The following is a 20,058-nucleotide window of genomic DNA, read 5'->3' as shown; positions in this document are numbered from 1 at the left end:
AAAGGAGGACGGCCATCAAACAGGTCAAGCCGCTGTGGCTTTTGTTTATCGTTATTCTGATCGCTGTTGGCTGTGTCTGGCAGGCGGTGAGCTGGTCCTATCGTGCGGAGCTGGTCAAATTACAGCAAACCGGCGAAGAACGGTTGGCTCTTTATACCGGAACCCTGAACAGCTTGTTGACCCGGATGGAGAACCTGCCCTACGTGATGGCGCATAATGATGCGGTGGCCCGGCTGTTGCTGCATCAGGACAATCTCGATCAGCTTAACCGTGACCTTGAATCCCTCAACTATTGGGCCGGGACCGATTCGCTCTACGTGATGGATAACGAAGGCAACATTGTTGCCTCCAGTACCTGGCGTGAACCGGTGAACCTGATCGGCAGCAACTACGCCTTCCGGCCCTATTTCAACTCGGCGAAAGAAGGCGAGCAGGGGCGCCTCTTTGCTATCGGGCTGGAATCGAATCAACCCGGCCTCTTCATGTCTCACGGGGTTTTTCGTGAAGGACGCTTCCTTGGCGTGGTGGTGGTTGAGGCAGCACTCGACCCGCTGATCGAAGATTGGCGCGAAGGCGGCGAAAACCTGCTGATCAGCGATGCCAACGATGTCGTCATCCTGGCCAGCAACAGTGCCTGGACATTTACCAGCCTGAAGCCGCTCGACCCGGAACAGCGGGCCCTGCTCAGTTCCAGCCTGCTTTACAGCGATCAACCGCTCAGCCAGACGCCGTTGGAGTTTGGCATAGAGCTGGAAGAGGGTGGTCGACTGGTGCGTGCCGACAATAACCGTTACCTGATGGTGTCACAACAGAATCCGCAACTGGGCTGGACTCTGTCCTACCTGGCGCCTTTGACCGGGGTTGTTCAACAGACCAGGTCGGTTTTGATTATCGGTACCGTGCTGGCCTTACTGGTGTTGGCGGTGGCGATGTACAGCCGTGAACGGCGACAGAAGAAACTGTCGCGAAAAAAACTGAAAGAGGCGGAGATCATCAAACAGATCAACCTGCGCTTGCAGGAGGAGATCGAAGAGCACCGTCGCACCGAACAGGCGCTGCGTGATGCCCAGACAGAGCTGGTGCAGAGCAGTAAGCTCGCTGCTGTCGGCCAGATGGCGGCCGGCATTGTCCACGAGCTGAACCAGCCGATCGCGGCCATCCGTACCCACGCTGCCAGCGGGCGCTTATTGCTTGAGCGTGAGCAGCCGGAGAAGTTGCGGGAAACACTGGCAGCGGTGACTCGGATCACTGAGCATATGGCTTCGATCACGGCACAGTTGAAAATTTTCGCCCGCAAGGTACCGAAGAAAAAGGAAAAAGTGCTGGTCGAGAACTGTCTCGACGCAGCCATGAACATGTTGCAGCCGCTGCTCGATGAAGCTGATGTCCGGTTGCAAAAACAGATTTGCGATGAACCGCTTTACATCCGTGGCAGCCAGGTGCAGCTGGAGCAGGTTCTGGTCAACCTGGTTCGCAACGGTGTCGACGCTATGCAGCAGAGCGCGGACAAAAGTCTGCAGATTGTCCTCAAACGCAAAGAGCAACGACTGGAACTGCAGGTTCTCGACAGCGGCAGTGGTATCGCTGAAGAACATCTGGATGAGCTGTTCAACCCTTTTTTCACGACCAAAGAGGTCGGTCAGGGGATGGGGCTTGGGCTGTCGATCTGCTACCGTATCGTTAGCGATCTGGGTGGCAGTATCCGCGCAGAGAATAATCCGCAAGGCGGGGCTATTTTCAGCGTCAGTCTGCCGCTGATTGAAGAAACAGGAGCAAAAGATGACTGATTCCCTCGGCCGGGTCTGCCTGGTTGATGACGATGCCGACCTGCGGGCCGCAACGGCCCAGTGGCTGGAACTGGCCGGATATCAGGTCGATACTTATGCCGACGCACCCAGCGCCCTGGCCCGACTCGATGCCGGGATGGAGGGGGTGGTGGTGAGCGATGTGCGCATGCCGAAGATGGACGGCATGGAGTTTCTCGCCCGGGTCAGTGCCCTCGACAGGGATCTGCCGCTGGTGCTGATCACCGCTCACGGTGATGTGCAGATGGCAGTCAAGGCGATGCGACAGGGGGCCTACGATTTCATCGAGAAACCGTTCGAGCCGGAGCAGCTGCTCGAGGTCCTGCAGCGGGCCAGTGAAAAGCGTCGGCTGGTGATGGAAAATCGTGAGCTGCGCCGTCGTTTGAGCGCCGGACCGGCCATCGAGCAACACCTCATCGGCAACAGCCCGGTGATGCGACGGCTGCAGCAGGAAATTCTCGATGTTGCCGATACCAAGGCACCGGTCCTGATCGTTGGCGAAACAGGAACAGGCAAAGAAGTGGTCGCCCAGTGCCTGCATCAGTTCGGCAAACGTAAGCAGGGCAAGTTCGTGCCGGTGCATTGTGGTGCGATCCCGGAAAACATGGTGGAAAGTGAGCTGTTCGGTCACGAGCGGGGCGCTTTCACCGGGGCCGATCGGCGACGGATCGGACGACTGGAATATGCCAAAGGCGGCAGCCTGTTTCTCGATGAGATAGGGACCATGCCGCTGGCTGCACAGGTCAAACTGTTGCGCGCGTTGCAGGAGCGGGAGATCGTTCGCCTCGGCAGCAACGAGTCGCTCGCGATCGATGTCCGTCTGATCAGCGCCACCAACCGTGACCTGCTGGCTGAATGCGCTAAAAAGACTTTCCGCGAAGATCTCTACTACCGGGTCAACGTTATCGAGCTGAAGGTGCCGCCGCTGCGGGAACGGGAAGAAGACATCCTGCTGCTGTTCGATTACTTCTCGGCCCAGGCCGCAGAAAGCTATCAGCGCAATCTTGAACCCTTGCCGACTGGTGATGTCAGCCTGCTACTGAGTCACAACTGGCCCGGCAACGTGCGCGAACTGAAGAACATCGCCGAGCGCTTTGTTCTTTCCTCCCTGCCGATTTCAGAACGGCTTGCAACGCTGATCGGGGGCAGCAGCGAAGCTTTTCAGTCACCGGAGAACAGCTCGTTGCAGGAGAAGTTACGTCACTACGAGCGCACGTTGCTGGAACAATCACTGGCCCGGCACAAAGGAGAGATACAGGCTGTGATGGAAGAATTGCAGCTGCCGCGTCGTACCCTGAACGAAAAGATGACCCGCTACGATCTCGACCGCAAAGATTTCGCCTAGTACGTTGCCTGCCCGCTGAATCGGCAAGATCTTGCCGATTCAGCGGGAAATGATCGGCAAATATCTGCCGGTTCCGTCCTGCTGAAAAACGAAGAACCCCGTTTTATTCATTTTTCTTCTGCTGGCATGCTCCTTGCCACTTATCCGCAGTAAAGAGCGAAAATTTTCATCAACCGCTGGATAACTCAAATCTTCGAGGAGGAACTGATGCTGCGTTTCAAAAAAATCATGTTTGCTTTGGTCGCTGTCGGCCTGATCATGGGCACTTTCACCATGCCATCGGCGCAGGCTGCCGAAGAGCGGAACTACCTGATGGCCACTGCCTCAACCGGTGGCACCTTCTACCCGGTCGGTGTTGCCCTCTCGACCCTGGTCAAAGTCAAGCTGCAGCCGAAGCAGAAAATCGCCATGTCGGCGATCAACTCGGCTGGCTCCGGTGAAAACGTCAAGCTGCTGCGCGATAACGAAGTTCAGTTCGCCATTCTCCAGGGCCTCTATGGCGACTACGCCTGGAACGGCACCGGTCCGATCAAGAACGACGGCCCACAGAAGAACCTGCGCTCGGTCACCATGCTCTGGCAGAACGTCGAGCATTACGCCGTGCTGAAGAAGTTTGCCAAAACCGGTACCGTCAGCGACCTGGTGGCGATGAAAGGCGAGGCAATGTCGATGGGTAAGAAGAACTCCGGCACCCTCGGTTCCAACACCGTCATCCTGAAAAACCTCGGCGTCGACATCGACAAAGACTACGACCTGATTCATGTTGGCTACGGTCCGACCGCCGATGCCTTGCAGAACGGTCAGATTTCCGGTTTCGGTATTCCGGCAGGTGTCCCGGCCAGCGCCGTGACCAAGGCCGTTGCCAACCTCGGTGACGATATGGTTATCCTCGATTTTACCGATGAGCAATTGCAAAAAGCCGATGCCGGTAAAAACCTCTGGACCCGTTACGTTATTCCGGCCGGGACCTATCCGAGTCAGAAAAAAGACATCAACACCATCGCCCAGCCGAACTTCCTCGCTGCCCGTGCCGACCTGGATGAAGAAGCCGTTTACCTGATCACCAAGACCATCTACGAGAACCTGCCGTTCCTCAACGCGATCCACGGTGCGACCAAAGTGATGGCGATTGAAAAAGCGATTTCCGGCCTGCCGATGCCGCTGCATCCGGGTGCTGCCAAGTACTACAAGGAAGTTGGCATTCAGATTCCTGAGCGTCTGATCGCCAAGTAAGGTTGCACAGTTTTTCCCGCGGCCGACCGAAACCGGTCGGCCGCACATCGTCAGGAGTCGAGCGATGAATGCATCAGAAAATGAAAGCCGGACAGAAACCAGTCGCCTGCTCATGGTGCTCGGGATCGGCGTTGCCGTCATGCATATCTGGTTCAACGTGGTTACCGTGCTGCCGAGCCTGTGGCAGAACTCCCTGCACTTTGCCGGTTTCGCCCTGATTGCGGCGCTGGTTTATCCCTTGCGCAACAACCCGACTCTGCCCTGGAAAGTTCTCGATATGGCACTCGGCGTTCTTGCTGCCGGGTCGGCGGTCTACCTGATTGCGATGGAAGATGCGATCTACGAACGCGGCGTGACCCTGGCTCCGGCCGAGTGGGTTGCCGGGATTATTCTCATCCTCTGTGCTCTCGAGTTCACCCGCCGCGCCGCTGGCTGGTTCATCCCGGTGCTGATCATCATCGCTCTGAGTTATGTTGCCTGGTGGGGCAAACTTGTCGGTGGTGTTTTCAAGTTCGCTGGATTAAGCCTGGAAACCATCCTCTTCCGCAGTGTTTATGGTGACGATGCCATGTTCGGCACCATCGCCAGCATTTCTTCGACCTACGTTTTCATGTTCATCCTGTTCGGCGCATTTCTGCTGCGTTCCGGTGCTGGTGAATTCGTTATCGACCTGGCCCGCGCCGTCGCCGGGCGGATGGTCGGTGGCCCCGGCCTGGTGGCGGTTATGTCCTCCGGCCTGATGGGAACCATCTCCGGTTCCGCCATCGCCAACACCGCCTCGACCGGTGTCATCACCATTCCGCTGATGAAGCGGGCGGGGTTCCCGGCCAAGTTTGCCGCCGGGGTGGAAGCGGCAGCGTCGACCGGTGGCCAGCTGATGCCGCCGATCATGGGTGCCGGTGCTTTCGTTATGGCCACCTACACGCAGATTTCCTACAACACTATAGTGCTGGTCAGTATCCTGCCGGCGATCCTCTACTTTGCCACTGTCGCCTTTTTTGTTCGCATCGAAGCCAAGCGCAGCCATGTCCACGCGCTTGACGGCGAAAAGGTTTCTGCGCTTGAGGTGCTGAAAAAAGGTGGCATCGTCTTTCTGCTGCCGATCGGCGTGCTGATCGCGCTGCTGATTTACGGATTCACACCGACCTACGCTGCAGGTCTGAGTATCGTTTCGGTGGTGGTTGCTTCCTGGTTCTCGCCGAACAAGATGGGGCTCAAAGCGATTGTTGAAGCGATGGTGCTCGGTGCCCGTAACATGGTCATGACGGCCATCCTGCTTTGCGCAGTTGGTTTGATCGTCAACGTCATCGCCACTGCCGGTGTCGGCAACACCTTCTCGATGATGATTACCGAGTGGGCCGGTAGTAGTATGCTGATCGCCATTATCCTGATTGCGCTGGCATCGCTGGTGCTCGGCATGGGCCTGCCAGTGACCGCAGCCTATATCGTTCTCGGTACTCTTTCCGCGCCGGCACTGCACGCCCTGATCGCTGACGGCATGCTGGTCGATGCCCTGGCGGCCGGCCAGATCCCGGAAGCGGCGAAGGCGTTGTTCATGATTGCCGCGCCGGACAAACTGGCAGAGATCGGTAACCCGATGACCGTCGAAGCAGCGCGGGCCATCATCAACGCGATTCCGATCGATATGGCCGGGATGGTGCGAGAAGCTGTCATCAGCTCGCACGACATGACTTTCGCCCTGCTTTCGGCGCACCTGATCGTTTTCTGGCTGAGCCAGGATTCCAACGTTACGCCACCGGTCGCGCTGGCTGCTTTTACTGGTGCTGCCATCGCCGGAACCAAACCGATGGAGACCGGAATCCAGTCGTGGAAGGTTGCTAAAGGCCTGTATATTGTCCCGCTGCTGTTTGCCTATACCTCGTTGGTTGGCGGCGCCTGGAGTGAAGTTTTCACGATTTTCTTCTTCGCCCTGTTCGGCCTCTATGCGTTCACGGCTGCTTTGCAGGGGTTCATGGAAACAAAGCTCAGTTGGCCTTTGCGACTGCTGTCGCTTGCTTGTGCTGCCGCGCTGCTCTGCCCGGTTTCAGTGATCATTCACATTGCTGGCCTTGCTGTGCTGGCGGTGCTTTTCACCCTCAACTTCAAAGCATCTCGGCGGAAGAGTCGCGAGGGGGTCAATCTGCAGACAAAAGGCGTGCAAATGATGGCAACTTCGATGGCTGCACAAAACGGAGAAAATCAATAAAAAACAGAACCGCGCCGTTCGTTTGATAACGGGCGGCGCGGTTGCAGGTGAACGCGGCAAAAGATCTTTTCACTTTCAGCTGGCAACTGATCAGTCTTTTTGTCCCACAAGCAGAAAGTGTTTCGCCAGATCGTCACAGACCCTGAGTTGCTTGAAGCCAGTTTTTTGCAGCTGATTTTTAACCTCTTCTGTTGTGCAGCGGATCTCTTCCGGTGGCCCCTCGGGCATACCCTGTTTTTTCCAGTCGACGATAAAGATTTCCCCGCCCGGTTTCAGCAGGCGATAAGCCTCGTGTAACGACTTCTCCGGTTGCTCCAGTTCGTGGTGCAGGTTGATCATGAAAAGCAGGTCTGCTGCAGCCCCGGCCAGAGGAATTCGGTCTTCGTCAGTTTTTACCGGAATAATCGCAGGGTACTTGGGGGCCACGTTTTCCTGCATCCAGTCGATCATGGTGGCGGACAGGTCACATGCGTAGATACTGTCCGGCTTACAGTGCTGCAGAAATGCGATGCAGAAAAAAGCCGTACCTGCACCGATTTCTATCAGTGTTCGTGGGTTTTTATTGATAAGCCTGTTACTGATTATCTGTGGAGGAATATCCTTCAAGCGCTGCGGGTTGTTCAGCTTCTGCAGTTTTTTTGCATCAAATTTTCGATTACTCATACCTTATATCTTTCCGGTAAATGGACGTATATATTAGCTGCTTAACATGTGCAGAGGAGGGAGTCAATTCGCAGCAGTATGTTTTGATTTCTAGGGTTTGAATAAATTAATTCTTCAAAATCAAGCAGTTGCTCGCATCAAGATGTTGTGTTTAAATGATCGAATGGAGGTGTAATTATGATGAGCTTACGCAAAATATTTTGTCTGTTTCTTTTCGCTCTATTCGTTCTAGCGCCATACTCGCTTAGCTTCGATACCGGAAAGCTGGTCACAGCAGATGCCTTTGCCAAGGGCGGCAATGGCAATGGTAACGGTAACGGAAATGGTGGTGGCAATGGCAACGGGGTAGGGAATAGTAATGGCCACTCACATGGGCCTTCGCACGGTAATGGCTTAGGCGCAGCAAAAGAGAGCGGCTCGCTGGGTAAAGCCGAAAAAAACATTGCAAGCGCGAGCAAATTAGGACGCTTGAACGCAGCGCATGCGTCTGCAACCGCACGAGCTAACGCTTCACCGAACTCCGCTGTTGGACGTATTGCCGCATATGAAGCAGCTGTTTATGGTCGGATGGATGCACAAAGCCAACTGGAGGCATTGCAGAGTGATCCCTCGACTCCACAAGCGGAGCTCGACGCTGCCTTGACAGCTGTCGAAGTTGCCGTTCAGGCTGAAATGGAAACTCTTGCTGCAGCAGCAAACAAAGATGTTGATCAGGATGTTGCCCAAGCCGTTAATGACCTGTTGGGGATAGACGAAGGAACCGAAGAAGCGGCAGCCGCTCTGTAGTGCTCAAAGTATGTCGGTTTATTTTTTGCCGCGCAGCTGTTCCATTGTTTCATTGAGGGAACTGCTGTGCGGCATTTTGTTTTTTATCCGGTAGTTTTTCAGTGCATTTTGCGTTTTCGGACCATCTTCTCCGTCTTCAGTTCCTGCGGAAAAGCCACGAAAGTTCAGCATCGTTTGCAGGTAACGAATTTTGGGAGTAAGGAATAGCCCGTCCAGGTCTTTGCGTGAGGTTTTCAGGAACAGGTTCTCCCCGATTTTTATCGATTGACCAGAGAAGTTTTCTGTCTGTCGCAGGGCTTTGGCGGCCAGCTTATTGCCGGATAGTTCAGACCTTTTCAGCCAATGCCAGGCTTCCGATAGATTCTTTTTGCCACCGATCCCTTTACTGAAAAGCGCTGCGAGTAAAAGCTGCCCTTCGGCATGTCCTGCCCACGCTGCTTGTTCGAGCCAGTAGCGCCCCCATACAGTCTCTTTTTCAGTGCCGGTGCCATTCAGGAAAGCCTGGGCCAGTTGATATTGCGCCCGAGCGTGTCCTTTGTTCGCGGCACGTTCCAGCCAGGCAACGGCCGCGGGTTGATCCTGCAGTGTTCCCCTGCCAACGAGAAGCCCCATTGCCAACATGTACTGGGCATCAACATGTCCAGCTGCAGCCGCCTTTTTGAAATACCCATGAGCCCGCCACTTATCCCAGGTCCATTTAGCGCTGGTACTGTAGTGTAGACCCAACTGGTACTGACTCTCGGCATCACCAGAGGCAGATTTGCCCTCAAGTTGCTGCAGGTATCTCTGCTCAGGGCCGTGTCCTTGCTGAATTGCACAGCCTGAAAGTAGAAGCAGCAGAAGCCAAACAAGCGGTGAAGGAAATTTATATTGTACCGATTTCACTCTCTTCCTTTGAAGCGATAATTCGATTCTATATTTTAGCCTGAAAAGAGAACAAAAAAAGGGGAACCCTGCTGTGGTTCCCCGGATTTGAGCGTTGGAGGTAACGTTCATGGAATGCTGTGGAACTCCGCCGCCGCTGAGCAGAACGGCGACGGAGCCGGTAGATTAGTCGCTCAGTTTGAGCGCCAGATAACGACTGGCGTCTCCTTGCCGCACAAGCAGCAGAACAGTCTTCTTTTCCGATTCCTTGATCAGCTTTTTCACCTGGTGAGCCTCAGAGACAGGCTTGCGGTTGACCTCTTCGATCAGGTCGCCTCGCTTGATTCCAGCACGAGCGGCGATCGAGTCTGCTTCTACCGCGGTGACCAGAACACCTTTGGCCCCTTCGTAGCCGAACTGTTCGGCCAGGTCATCAGTCAGCTTTTGCAGGCTCATGCCCAGTTTCGGCAGTTTGTCTGCACTGACCGGCTGACCTTTTTCGTCGGTTTCCAGCGAGCCGATTGTGACCTTGACGGTTTTCTTCTTGCCATCCCGCAGAATCAGCAGTTTGACATCCGTGCCGGGGCGAGTCAGCGCGATCGTGTTACGGAACTTGGCAACCTTGTTTACCGTTTCTCCGTTCAACTTGAGGATGACATCCCCCTGCTCCAGTCCTGCTTTTTCCGCCGGTGAGTCCTCTATCACCTGTGCGACGAGGATGCCGTCGGTCTGTTCAAGATCGAAAGAATCGGCCAGGTCCTGATCGATATCCTGTATGTAAACACCGAGCCGACCGCGGGTGACGCTGCCATGCTCAACCAGTTGCTCACGGATGTTTTTCACCATGTTGATCGGAATGGCGAAGCCTATGCCCATGTAGCCGCCGCTGCGGCTGAAGATAGCGGTATTCATGCCGATCGCTTCACCGTCGAGATTGACTAAGGGGCCGCCGGAATTGCCGGGGTTGATCGCTGCGTCGGTCTGGATAAAGTTTTCATAGTCGGTCAGGCCAATGCCACTACGCCCCTTGGCACTGACGATTCCAGCTGTCAGCGTGTGAGAAAGGCCAAACGGGTTACCGAATGCCAGCACCCAGTCGCCGACTTCCATCTTGTCGGAGTCGCCCAGTGGAATGAAGGGTAGCTTCTCATCCGCTTCGATTTTGATCAAAGCGACATCGGTTGGCGGATCGGTACCTATGGTCTTGGCTGTGAATTCGCGACCGTCAAGCAGCTGTACAGTGACCTTGTCGGCATCGCCAACGACATGGTTATTGGTCATGATATAGCCGTCGGCGGAGATGATAAAACCGGATCCCTGCCCCATCGACTGGCGTTTTTTCGTCTGGCCATGCGGGTTCTGTTTCGGGCTTGGTTGGCCGAAGAAACGGCGGAAGAATTCATCGCCAAAAGGCGAGTTGCCGAACGGGTTGTTCATCTGCTGCTGCTCGACCTCTTTTTCTACCTGGATATACACAACGGCAGGAGAGACTTGCTTGGCGACACTGCGAAAAGCCTTGCCTGACTCGCGCAGGGCGGAGATACCTTCATCCTGTGCCAGCAACGTTGTTCCGCCGGCGGTGACAAGCAGCAGGGAAGCAAAAAATAATAAAAGCAGTTTAGAGAGTTTCATTTTTCGACTCCTGTGGTTTGGGAAGTTTTGGGATTGCGGAGGCTGGTGTCCTGCACAAGTTCGATCATTTTGTCGAGATCAAAGGGTTTGTCGATTGTCGCGGCTGCGCCCAGGCTTCTTGCCTGTTCGTGAGTTTTACGGTCGCCGAATGCAGTCATGCAGATAAAGGGAGTTTGATGCCGCTTTTCCAATTGAGTCTCGAGGACCTCCAGGCCAGTGAGTGCGGGCATGCGCAGATCGCTGATGATCAGGTCGAAGGGATCGCCTTCTTCCAATCGCTCCAGCAGATCGAGACCATTGGTACAGCAGGTGACCAGGTAACCGGCACGGGTCAGGGCAAAATCGAGAAGTTCGCGTAGCGCTTCGTCATCCTCAGCAAGCAGGATGTGTGGATGAGTGTCGAGACAGACAGCTTCCATCAAAATTTTCTCCATTGGTTATGGTTTTACAATTTCTCTTTCGCAACCAGCGTGCCAATTTACGATTCAGAAAAATCGCAGATTTAGGGCATTTCTGCTTGGGGCAAAGTGCCACTATGGGGCAAAATGCCCCGAATCAATAACTGTGTTTTTCATTCCAGGAAGACTGTGGGATTGCTTGGGGTGGGAAATAAGAAAGCGGGGAACCCTGCTGAAGTTCCCCGCTTTCATGCGTTGGAGGTAACGCCCACTCGTTGAACCCCGACTTGTCGCTGAGCAGGACGGCAAGTCAGGATTGCTTGTTGACACTATTAATTAGCAATCAGCGTGCCAAGATGGTTTTGCGTGAAATCAGGGAGTTAGGGCGTGTCAAAATGGGGCATTTGACCACAATGGGGCAAATTGCCCCGTTATTAGTGTTTCAATTTGCGATAAAGGGTTTTCCGGTCGACGCCGAGAGCTTTGGCGGCCAGAGTGCGATTGCCGTCGAGCTGGTCAAGGACCTGATGGATGTAGCGGCGTTCCATCTCCTCCAAGGGTAAAATAGCGCCCGGCTCGACCAGCCTGGCAGGCAGCGGGGCGTCACCGGCCGGGTGACGGACCTGTTCCGGCAGGTCCTCGACGGTGAGCAGATCATGGACGCTCAGTGCCAGCGCCCGTTCGATGACATTGTGCAGCTCACGGACGTTGCCGGGCCAGTGATAATTGAGCAGGCAGGCCGCAGCTGGTTGAGCCAGCCCGGTGACCGATTTTCCGAGCTGCTGGCTGAGTTGACGGACAAAAGCGAGGGCCAGCAGGAGAATATCGTTGCCCCGCTCGCGCAGCGGCGGCAGGTGCAGGTTGATGACGTTGAGACGGTAATAAAGGTCGCTACGGAACCTCTGCTGTTCTACCGCTTCGTCGAGGTCACGGTGGCTGGCGGCCACCACCCGCACATCGCAGTCGATCTCCTGCGCACCACCCAGTGGCCGGACCTTGTGATCCTCCAACACGCGCAGCAACTTGGGCTGCAACGCCAGCGGCATTTCGCCGATTTCATCGAGGAACAGGGTGCCACCACTCGCTTCGACGAACAGGCCTTTACGTGCTTCACGGGCATCGGTGAAGGCCCCGCGGACGTGGCCGAACAGCTCGCTTTCGAGCAGACTTTCCGGCAGCGCCGCGCAGTTAATCGCGACGAAGGGGCCGTCACTACGATTACTCTGGCGGTGCAGGGCGCGGGCAACCAGTTCCTTGCCGGTGCCGCTCTCGCCGCTGATCAGCACGGAGGTGTCGATACCGGCAATGCGGATAATCTGTTCTTTGATCTGTTTTAGTGCTGTGCTTTCACCCAGAAGTTCGTCATCAGGCTGCTGGCGCCGAACCTGATCCTTTAGCAGGCGGACTTTTTCCTGCAGGTGGCGATGCTGCAGCGCGCGGTTGAGAGAGATGCTGAGCAGATCGAGATCAACCGGCTTGGTGACAAAATCGTAAGCTCCGGCGCGCAGGGCGGCGATGGCGGTTTCCAGACTGCCGAACGCGGTCATGATCACGACCGGGAGATCGGGTCGGTTCTTCTGTAGCTCGGCACAGAAGTCGATACCGCTGGTCCCGGGCATATTCAGGTCGGTCAGCACGATATCGATCTCTTCTTTGTGCAGCAGTTCACGCGCGTCTTCGACTCGCAATGCGCTGTGCAGGCTGTGTCCACGCCGGCTCAAATCCTCGACGAGCAGTTCGCAGAGCGCCTGATCATCGTCGAGCACCAGTATTCGGCCTGGTAGTTTGCTATCGGTCATTATTCTTATGCCTCACTCTTTTCAAGCGGCAGATAAACTTTGAAACAGCTTCCTTCGTTTAACCTGCTGTCGACATCGATCCAGCCGCCATGTTCTTCGGCGATACCGTAGGCGATCGACAGTCCGAGGCCGGTTCCCTGACCGATCTCTTTGGTGGTGAAGAAAGGGTCAAAGATATGGTTCAGGTCTTCTTCGCTGATCCCGCTGCCCTGGTCGCTGACCTGGAGATAATACCAGGCACTGGCGGGCTCAACCGAGTCCGGCGGCTTGATGTCTTCAGCGACCCCGGCGATGAGTTTCAGCGTGCCGCCAGTTGCCATTGCTTGAATGCCATTGAGAGCCAGATTGAGCAGAACTTGCTGCAGCTGGCCTGGGTCGGCGCTGACGTTAAGTGGCTGTTCGGCTTCTTGCAGCAGGATCTCAACCTGATGTTCTTTGCGTGCCGGCTCAAGCAACGGCAGAACGCTGCGCAGAAGGTTGTTCAGTTCGACCTGCTGTTTGCGGGTTTCACCCCGCCGGGCAAAGCTGAGTAGTTGACGCATGATGCTGGTCATCCGCTCTGCCTGCTCACCGATAATTTTTGCCGAACGGGCAATATCTTCTGGAGGCAGGTCGGCGCTGCCGATCAATTTGGCGCGACCACTGATGACGTTGAGTGGGGTTCCCAGTTCGTGGGCCATGCCGGCGGAGAGTTTGCCGAGGGTCGCCAGCCGTTCGGTGTGACGCAGCTCTTCCAGTGCTTCAATTTTTTCCTGGGTGGCAGCCTGTTCTGCTGCTCTGGCCTCGGCCAGTTGGCCGCGCATCCGCTCGATGGTTTGACCCAGCTCGGAGAACTCATCGCCTCCCCCAAGAGTCAGGCTGGTGCTGAAATCTCCGGTTCCGATCCGTTCCGCCTGAGCATGAAGGCGGCGCATCGGTCGACCGACCCAGAAGCTACCTAGGGTGCCAACCAGCAACAGGCTGGTCACCACCATGGCGCCAACCACGATTGCTGAACGGCGCAAGCTTTCACTGACGTAGTCGTGCATTTCTTCCATTGATTCAGACAGCTCGATAGCGCCAACGCGTTTGCCGTTATCGATCAACAGGGGCAGGTAGGTGAGGAGGAAGTCGCGACCATCGCCTGAAGCCGCCAGCAAGGCAACAGTTTCCTCCTCGAAAAGTTCATCCAGCTTGTCGATCGGGACCCGTGGGCTGAAGGTGTCCGGAGTATCCTCTTCTATCCAGACCCAGCGGACCAGCATTTCACGATGGACCTGGTTGGCACGATTGACAAAGGCGATCGCTTCTCGCTCACCCCGCTGATGCCAGATCTCGGTGACCATGACACGGATGCTTTCACCCAAATGACGGGCTTCACGGCTGAGGCTTTTTTTCAGCTGTTCGCGCTCACGCTGGATCGAGAAGTAGCTGTAGATAGAGAAGATCAGCGCGACGCCGAGGAGAACAGCCAGGGTTATTTTAACGGTCAGGCGCATTCAGAAATCCTGGGATAAAGGTTGCGCATCTATCCTGCTGTGCAGTCCAGATCTTGTCAAGCCGTGGTTTTGTCGGGCCAGTTAAAGATCAGCAGTCCGCTGACGATCAGCAGAATGCCATACAGATGATAACCCTGAAACTGCTCGCCGAGAAAGATGATGGCCATCAGCGAAGCGAACAGTGGAATCAGGTTGATATACAAGCCAGCCTTGTTGACGCCGATCTGTTCAATCCCGCGGTTCCAGAAGAGGTAGGCGAGAATCGAAGGGCAGAGGCCGACGTAAAGCAGGCTGAACAGCACCTGCCGATTGAATTCCAGTGGTGCTGCGTAGCTTAGCTCCCAGAGGTACAGGGGGAAAAGGCTGACGACACCCACCATAAACGTCACCGTAAGGAAGCTTAACGGGTGAACCTGCGGACGTTTGCGCAGAAGCACAGAATAGAGGGCATAAAAGCAGACAGCCAGCAGCATCAACAGGTCGCCGGTGACGAAATTCAGTTGCTGAAGCCGTTCCAGATCGCCATGGAAAACAATGATGATGGCCCCGGCAATGCAGATATGCACGGCGATGAATTGCCGACGGCTGATCCTGTCCCGGTAAAACAGGTAGCTGAGTCCGACGATGATTGCTGGCATCACCGATTGGGTCAGCGCGATATTGAGCGCCGTGGTCGACTGTGCTGCGGTGTAAAGCAGGGTGTTGAACGACGAGATACCGAACAGGCTGATCAGCAGAGTGATCTGCCAATGTTGCCTGATCTGCGGTAAATCTCTAGCGACCTGTTTCCAGGTAAAGGGGGCAAGCATTGTCAGTGCCAGGGTCCAGCGCCAGAACGACATGGCAACAGGCGGAATCAGGTCTGCGATGCCCCGTGCCAGCACGGTGTTTCCGGCCCAGAAGAGCGGCGGCAAAAGCAACAGCAGGTAGGCGGCATTGAAATCCTTTTGCGAAAATAGTTTCATAGCGGCAGCAAGCGCGAGAGCAGGACAGGCACTGCTGTTTCGACCCGCAGGATCCGTTCACCAAGACTGAAAGCGGTAAAACCGCATTGCTGCAGTTTCTCGATTTCGTAAGGGATAAAGCCCCCTTCCGGGCCGATGGCGAGGGTTGTCGGTATGCTGGGTCCTAGTGGCTGGGCCGGTTCGCTGGTCGGATGGGCGACCAATGCCCGCGTTTCTGCGCAGAGTTGCGGCAGTTCGTCTTCGACAAAAGGTTTGAAGCGCTGGCGCAGGTGAACCTCCGGCAAAATGGTGTCACGGGCCTGTTCCAGTCCGAGCAGCAGATGTTCGCGTAGTTTCTCGGTGTGCAGTAGCGGACTCCCCCAGAAGCTTTTTTCCACCCGGTAGCTGTTGACCAGGTAGATCTGCTTGACGCCGAGAGAAGAGACCGATTGCAGGACCCGTTTAAGCATTTTCGGTCGCGGCAATGCCAGCAGCAGGGTGACGGCGAGGGGAGTCGGCGGATCGATAGTCAGCGCAATTTCAAGCTCAACCGCATCAGTATCGATGCGACGAACTTTACCGCTGCCGATCTTGCCGTTGAGCAGTCCGACGCGTAATTCCCGCCCGGCTTCCGCCTGATGCACACTGCGGATATGTTGCAGTCGGCGGCCGCTCAGGCGCACCAGGTTTTCAGCGATGAAATCTTTCTCTTCCAGCAGGATCAGGTTCATGCCGCGCAGTCTAGCCGGATTGAGAGTTCGGCGAAAGCATATTTTGTCGAATTTGTGGCCTGTTCTTCAGCTGCAAATCAGCAAAAGAAAGGCCTGCTTATTTTTGTCGGCAGCAAAACTTTACGCCCTCTTTTCTCCGGCAACTTATCTGTTAAACTGAATTTTATGCGCTCATATTGTTAGCCTGCTAATTCATTTATTGCCTTGCCACGAACATTTGCCTTCACCTGACGAGCAATTTATCGAGTCTCACGAAAGGAGATGCGTCATGAAGAAGTTGGTTGTTCTGTTGCTTGGTCTTGTCCTGCTTCCCGGTCTGTGTGCAACTGTGATGGCTGCGGAAAAAGTCAACCTGTATGCGAACATCACTGCGATCGAGCCGATCATGGCCGACTTTAATGCCGGTCAGAGCAGCGAGGAAGGGATTTATACCCGGATTTCGACATCCAAATACCTGGCCACGGTGCTGACCGAGTTTTCCGCGGGAAAACTGCGGGCAGATGTGCTCCAGGGACCGCTGCCGATCCTGCAGATGCTAAAGGAAAAAGGAGTGCTGGCCCCCTATAAATCATCCTCTGCCAGTGGCTATCCGTCTTGGGCGACGGAGGACGATACCATCGTCCAGTTCGGCATCGAATACGTTGCCCCGATTTACAACAAGGAACTGGTTAAGGCCGAAGATGTGCCGACCAGTTATATGGATCTGACCGATCCCAAATGGTACGACAAGATAGTCATGCCCGATCCGGCCTCCCACGCAACGACCATTTCCTGGCTGATCGGTCTGAAAGAGGCCAAAGTTTTTGGCGATGACGACGGCTGGATGAAGTTCATCAAGGGGCTGGCCGCCAACAGGCCGATGTTCGTTAAATCCTTTGGCCCGTCTCCGGCACCGATCGAAAGTGGAGAAAAACTGCTCGGCATTTCAATGCCGAAGTACATCATCACCAAGGCTCCGGCACCCCTTGCCTGGGCGCGCGTCGATACCCTGTTCGGCACGACCCGCGCCATGGCCTTGGCCGCCAAAGCTCCCAATCCGGCAGGTGGCAAGGTCTTCATCGATTACTGGTTGAGTAAAAAGGCGATGCAGCTGCTGGCCGACAAGGTTGGAGAATACGTTCTGACTCCCGGCGTTTATCCGCCGATTGAAGGGGTAGACAAGGTCAAGGTGCTGCCGATTCGTCAGCTTTCCGACGAGGAAATCCGCCACTGGGGTGACGAATTTCAGAAGATTTTCTATCAATAGTTTTTGCTGCCTGGCACCTGATTGCGGCCGGAGTCTCTTATTCGGTTCCGGCCGCTTGTCTTGAGGTCTTATGGAAATTCGTATTCAGGATCTGGTGAGGACGTACTCCTCCGAGGGGAAGCAGATCAAGGCTCTTGATCATGTCGATCTGACTATTCCCGCCAACCGCATTTTCACCCTGCTCGGTCCCAGCGGCTGTGGCAAGACAACGCTACTGCGCTGTATCGTCGGTCTTGAAGTTCCGGATGGCGGCGAGATCTACATCGGTGACGAGCTGGTCTGGTCGAAAGAGAAGAACATCTTCGTCCCGCCGGAACGGCGCGGTCTCGGCATGGTCTTTCAGACCTACGCCATCTGGCCGCACATGAACGTTTTCGACAATGTCGCCTACCCGCTGCAGACCCAGAAAATGGCAAAAGAGGAAATTCGGCGCAAGGTCGCAAAGGTACTAGATTTCGTTCAGCTGTCCGGATACGAGAACCGGCCGGCGACCAAGCTGAGCGGTGGCCAGCAGCAGCGCGTGGCCCTGGCCCGCGCCCTGGTGGCGGAGCCGAAGGTGATCCTGTTCGATGAGCCGCTCAGTAACCTCGATGCCAAGCTGCGCGAGGAGACGCGCAAGGAGCTGCGCAGCTTCCTCACCGAGCTGCAGATCACCGCCATCTATGTTACCCACGACCGGGTAGAGGCGCTGGCCCTGTCCGACCTGATCGCGGTTATGCGTTCCGGCAAGATCATCGAAATCAACGAACCGAAGAAGATCTATTTCAACTCGGACAGCCAGTTCGTCGCCGATTTCATCGGTCGGGCCAACCTGATTCGGGGAACCGTAGAAGAGCTCGACGGCGATCATGCGGTGTTCGCTTCAGAAATCGGTCCCGTCCGCGCTCTCAACAGCCAGCAGATTCCGCTCGGTCAGGAGGCTTTCCTGTGTGTGCGACCGGAATTCATCCGACTGGCAAAAGAACGGAAGGAGGAGCAAAACAGCTACAGCGGCAAGGTGGAAACGCTGATCTTTATCGGCGAGGCCTTTGAAGGGGAGATCCGCATCGGCGAGACGTTGCTGACAACCACCGTGGAACCGACCGCTGATTTCCGCGAAGGGGACAGCATCGCCGTTTCCTTCGATCCCGACCACTGTTTCCTGCTGGCATCATAGGCTCGCTATGTTTAAAAAACCGACCCTGACCACGACTCTGATTATCATCGTTGGTTTTCTGACCCTGTGTCCGGTCATCATGCTGCTGCTCGGCAGCTTTTCGAAGGACTTTGTCAGCTTCGGCCAGTTCACCACCAGTAAGTACATCGCCGCCTACACCGATCCCGATTTCGCCGACATCCTGGTCAACACGGTCATCTTTACCGTCGGTTCGGCGCTGCATGCGACCCTGCTCGCCCTGTTCCTGGCTTACGTCAATACCCGCACTGATCTGCCGTTCAAGTTCATATTCAAGATCATCTCGATCATTCCGATGATGATCCCGCACATTCTTTTTTCGGCCAGCTGGGTGCTGCTGCTCAACCCGAGCAACGGCATTCTCAACCGCCTGTTCATGAACCTGTTCGAGACGCGCGAAGCCCTGTTTAATATCTATTCGCTCAAAGGGATGATCCTGGTCGAGGGGTTGCTCGACCTGCCGATTGCCTACCTGATTATCGCCCCGGCGATGAGCGCCTTCGACGTCTCGCTGGAGGAGTCGTCGAAGGTCTGTGGCGCCTCCAACCTGCGCACTCTGTTCAAGGTGACCTTGCCGGTCCTGCGTCCCGCTATTCTCGCTTCGGCGATCCTGGTCATCGTCAGGAGCCTGGCTTCTTTCGCCGTTCCCTCGGTGGTCGGCATGCCGGGACGGATATACGTGCTCTCGACCCACATCTATCGCAACATCTCGAGCGGCTTTGCTGCCGACTACGGCCTTGCCGCGGCGATTGGCATGAGCGCCCTGGTGGCATCAATCACTCTGATCTATGTTTATCGCTACCTGACGGCGGAGAGTGGCAAATTCGTTACCATCTCCAGCCGTGGTTTCAAACCGACGCTGCTCCGGCTGAAGAAGTGGAAATATCCGCTGCTGGTCATCGTCGGCATTCTCTCTTTCGTTCTTATCCTGCTGCCGGTGCTGGTGCTTTTCTATATCTCGATGCTGCCCTACTCGATGCCGCCAAGCGCCCGCGCCTTCTCGCTGATGTCGTGGAACAATTGGATTGAGGTGCTGAACGACCCGATTTCCCTGCTGTCGCTGAAGAACAGCCTGTTCCTCGGCGTGGTCGGCGCGACCCTGGGAACGATCCTGTCGATCTTCGTCTCTTACGTCATCGTCAAGATCCGTACGACCGCCTCAGGGATCCTCGAATCGCTCAGTTTTCTTTCTTTCTCTTTTCCCGGCATTGTCATCGGCGTCGGTTTCATGTGGTTTTTCGTTCGCACCCCACTTTACGGCACCCTGACGGCCCTGATGATCGGCTACATCGCGACCTACCTGCCGTATGGCATTCGCCCACTTTCCAGCGCTTTTATCCAGATTCACAGCACCTTGGAGGAGTCCTCGCGAGTCTGCGGCGGTTCTCCATTCTACACCCTGCGCCGGGTGATCATTCCGCTGCTGATCCCCGGCATTGTTTCCGGTTGGATCCTGATGGCAAGCATGTTTCTGCGCGAGCTGACTCTGTCAGTGGTACTTTCGCGGCCCGGCACCGAGGTGCTGGCCGTGCAGATTCTGCGCTTTGCCGAGGACGGCCTTTGGGGCAGGTTGTCGGCCTTGGGCATCATTATGATTCTCATCTCATCGCTGCTGGTGATTATTGCGGCATTGCTGGGGAGCAGATTTTCCAAGCTGGAAGTGGTGGACAGGTAGGACTGTTGGCGGCGAGGTGAAAGTCTAGGCTGGCTGAACTGTTGAGATTTGGCATTTAAAAAGGCCCGACGCTTAAGTC

The 20,058-nt window shown here is 55.6% G+C and carries 16 protein-coding genes; 8 read left to right on the top strand and 8 right to left on the bottom strand.

The genetic code is table 11. From position 1 onward, the window contains the following. The first annotated feature begins 41 nt into the window (after positions 1-41). From BUB13_RS11300 to BUB13_RS11285, 4 genes are all read left to right on the top strand, one after another. A complete protein-coding gene (locus BUB13_RS11300; protein WP_084092037.1) occupies positions 42-1,787 on the top strand; it encodes a sensor histidine kinase in 1,746 nt (581 codons plus the stop codon). Continuing rightward, positions 1,780-3,150 (top strand): sigma-54-dependent transcriptional regulator, encoded by a 1,371-nt coding sequence (locus BUB13_RS11295; protein WP_072908859.1) that lies wholly within the window; start codon positions 1,780-1,782, stop codon positions 3,148-3,150. The genes BUB13_RS11300 and BUB13_RS11295 overlap by 8 nt, the downstream gene beginning before the upstream one ends. A 207-nt stretch (positions 3,151-3,357) precedes the next feature. Further along, positions 3,358-4,383 carry a TAXI family TRAP transporter solute-binding subunit gene (locus tag BUB13_RS11290; protein WP_139249362.1) on the top strand — a complete coding sequence of 342 codons (1,026 nt, stop codon included), beginning with the start codon at positions 3,358-3,360 and terminating at the stop codon, positions 4,381-4,383. Positions 4,384-4,447: 64 nt separating this feature from the next. Then, positions 4,448-6,589: a TRAP transporter permease gene (locus tag BUB13_RS11285; protein ID WP_084092035.1), complete on the top strand. Its 2,142-nt coding sequence runs from the start codon at positions 4,448-4,450 to the stop codon at positions 6,587-6,589. A 90-nt stretch (positions 6,590-6,679) separates the two neighbouring features. Here BUB13_RS11285 and BUB13_RS11280 read toward each other — a convergent pair whose 3' ends face one another. Continuing rightward, positions 6,680-7,252 carry a class I SAM-dependent methyltransferase gene (locus tag BUB13_RS11280; RefSeq protein WP_072908858.1) on the bottom strand — a complete coding sequence of 191 codons (573 nt, stop codon included), beginning with the start codon at positions 7,250-7,252 and terminating at the stop codon, positions 6,680-6,682. Between the two features lie 177 nt (positions 7,253-7,429). Here BUB13_RS11280 and BUB13_RS19060 point away from each other — a divergent pair, with 177 nt between their 5' ends. Next, complete coding sequence (locus BUB13_RS19060) at positions 7,430-8,038, top strand: hypothetical protein (protein WP_072908857.1); 609 nt, start codon at positions 7,430-7,432, stop codon at positions 8,036-8,038. A gap of 18 nt (positions 8,039-8,056) precedes the next feature. On the opposite strand, the gene BUB13_RS11270 is transcribed toward BUB13_RS19060, so the two are convergent. From BUB13_RS11270 to BUB13_RS11240, 7 genes are all read right to left on the bottom strand, one after another. Continuing rightward, entirely contained in the window at positions 8,057-8,923 is an 867-nt protein-coding gene (locus BUB13_RS11270; protein WP_072908856.1) for a tetratricopeptide repeat protein, read from the bottom strand. A 165-nt stretch (positions 8,924-9,088) separates the two neighbouring features. Continuing rightward, entirely contained in the window at positions 9,089-10,534 is a 1,446-nt protein-coding gene (locus BUB13_RS11265; protein ID WP_072908855.1) for a DegQ family serine endoprotease, read from the bottom strand. Then, positions 10,531-10,953 (bottom strand): response regulator, encoded by a 423-nt coding sequence (locus tag BUB13_RS11260; RefSeq protein ID WP_208610156.1) that lies wholly within the window; start codon positions 10,951-10,953, stop codon positions 10,531-10,533. The genes BUB13_RS11265 and BUB13_RS11260 overlap by 4 nt, the downstream gene beginning before the upstream one ends. A gap of 413 nt (positions 10,954-11,366) precedes the next feature. After that, complete coding sequence (locus tag BUB13_RS11255) at positions 11,367-12,731, bottom strand: sigma-54-dependent transcriptional regulator (RefSeq protein WP_072908853.1); 1,365 nt, start codon at positions 12,729-12,731, stop codon at positions 11,367-11,369. 5 nt (positions 12,732-12,736) lie between these two features. Beyond that, entirely contained in the window at positions 12,737-14,209 is a 1,473-nt protein-coding gene (locus tag BUB13_RS11250; protein WP_072908852.1) for a sensor histidine kinase, read from the bottom strand. Positions 14,210-14,265: 56 nt separating this feature from the next. After that, positions 14,266-15,174: a DMT family transporter gene (locus BUB13_RS11245; protein WP_072908851.1), complete on the bottom strand. Its 909-nt coding sequence runs from the start codon at positions 15,172-15,174 to the stop codon at positions 14,266-14,268. Continuing rightward, positions 15,171-15,884 (bottom strand): 16S rRNA (uracil(1498)-N(3))-methyltransferase, encoded by a 714-nt coding sequence (locus BUB13_RS11240; protein WP_072908850.1) that lies wholly within the window; start codon positions 15,882-15,884, stop codon positions 15,171-15,173. Before BUB13_RS11240 ends, BUB13_RS11245 begins: the two co-directional genes overlap by 4 nt. A 268-nt stretch (positions 15,885-16,152) precedes the next feature. Between BUB13_RS11240 and BUB13_RS11235 the strand changes: the two genes are divergently transcribed. The 3 genes from BUB13_RS11235 to BUB13_RS11225 all read left to right on the top strand — a co-directional run bounded on the left by BUB13_RS11235 (position 16,153) and on the right by BUB13_RS11225 (position 19,979). Further along, positions 16,153-17,130 carry an ABC transporter substrate-binding protein gene (locus tag BUB13_RS11235; protein ID WP_072908849.1) on the top strand — a complete coding sequence of 326 codons (978 nt, stop codon included), beginning with the start codon at positions 16,153-16,155 and terminating at the stop codon, positions 17,128-17,130. A gap of 70 nt (positions 17,131-17,200) precedes the next feature. Then, positions 17,201-18,286 (top strand): ABC transporter ATP-binding protein, encoded by a 1,086-nt coding sequence (locus BUB13_RS11230; protein WP_072908848.1) that lies wholly within the window; start codon positions 17,201-17,203, stop codon positions 18,284-18,286. A gap of 7 nt (positions 18,287-18,293) precedes the next feature. Beyond that, entirely contained in the window at positions 18,294-19,979 is a 1,686-nt protein-coding gene (locus tag BUB13_RS11225; RefSeq protein WP_072908847.1) for an ABC transporter permease, read from the top strand. Positions 19,980-20,058 lie beyond the last annotated feature (79 nt).

The sequence above is a fragment of the Malonomonas rubra DSM 5091 genome (genome assembly GCF_900142125.1).
GTDB classification, from domain to species: Bacteria; Desulfobacterota; Desulfuromonadia; order Desulfuromonadales; family Geopsychrobacteraceae; genus Malonomonas; species Malonomonas rubra.
This window is presented reverse-complemented; position numbering and strand designations above follow the sequence as displayed.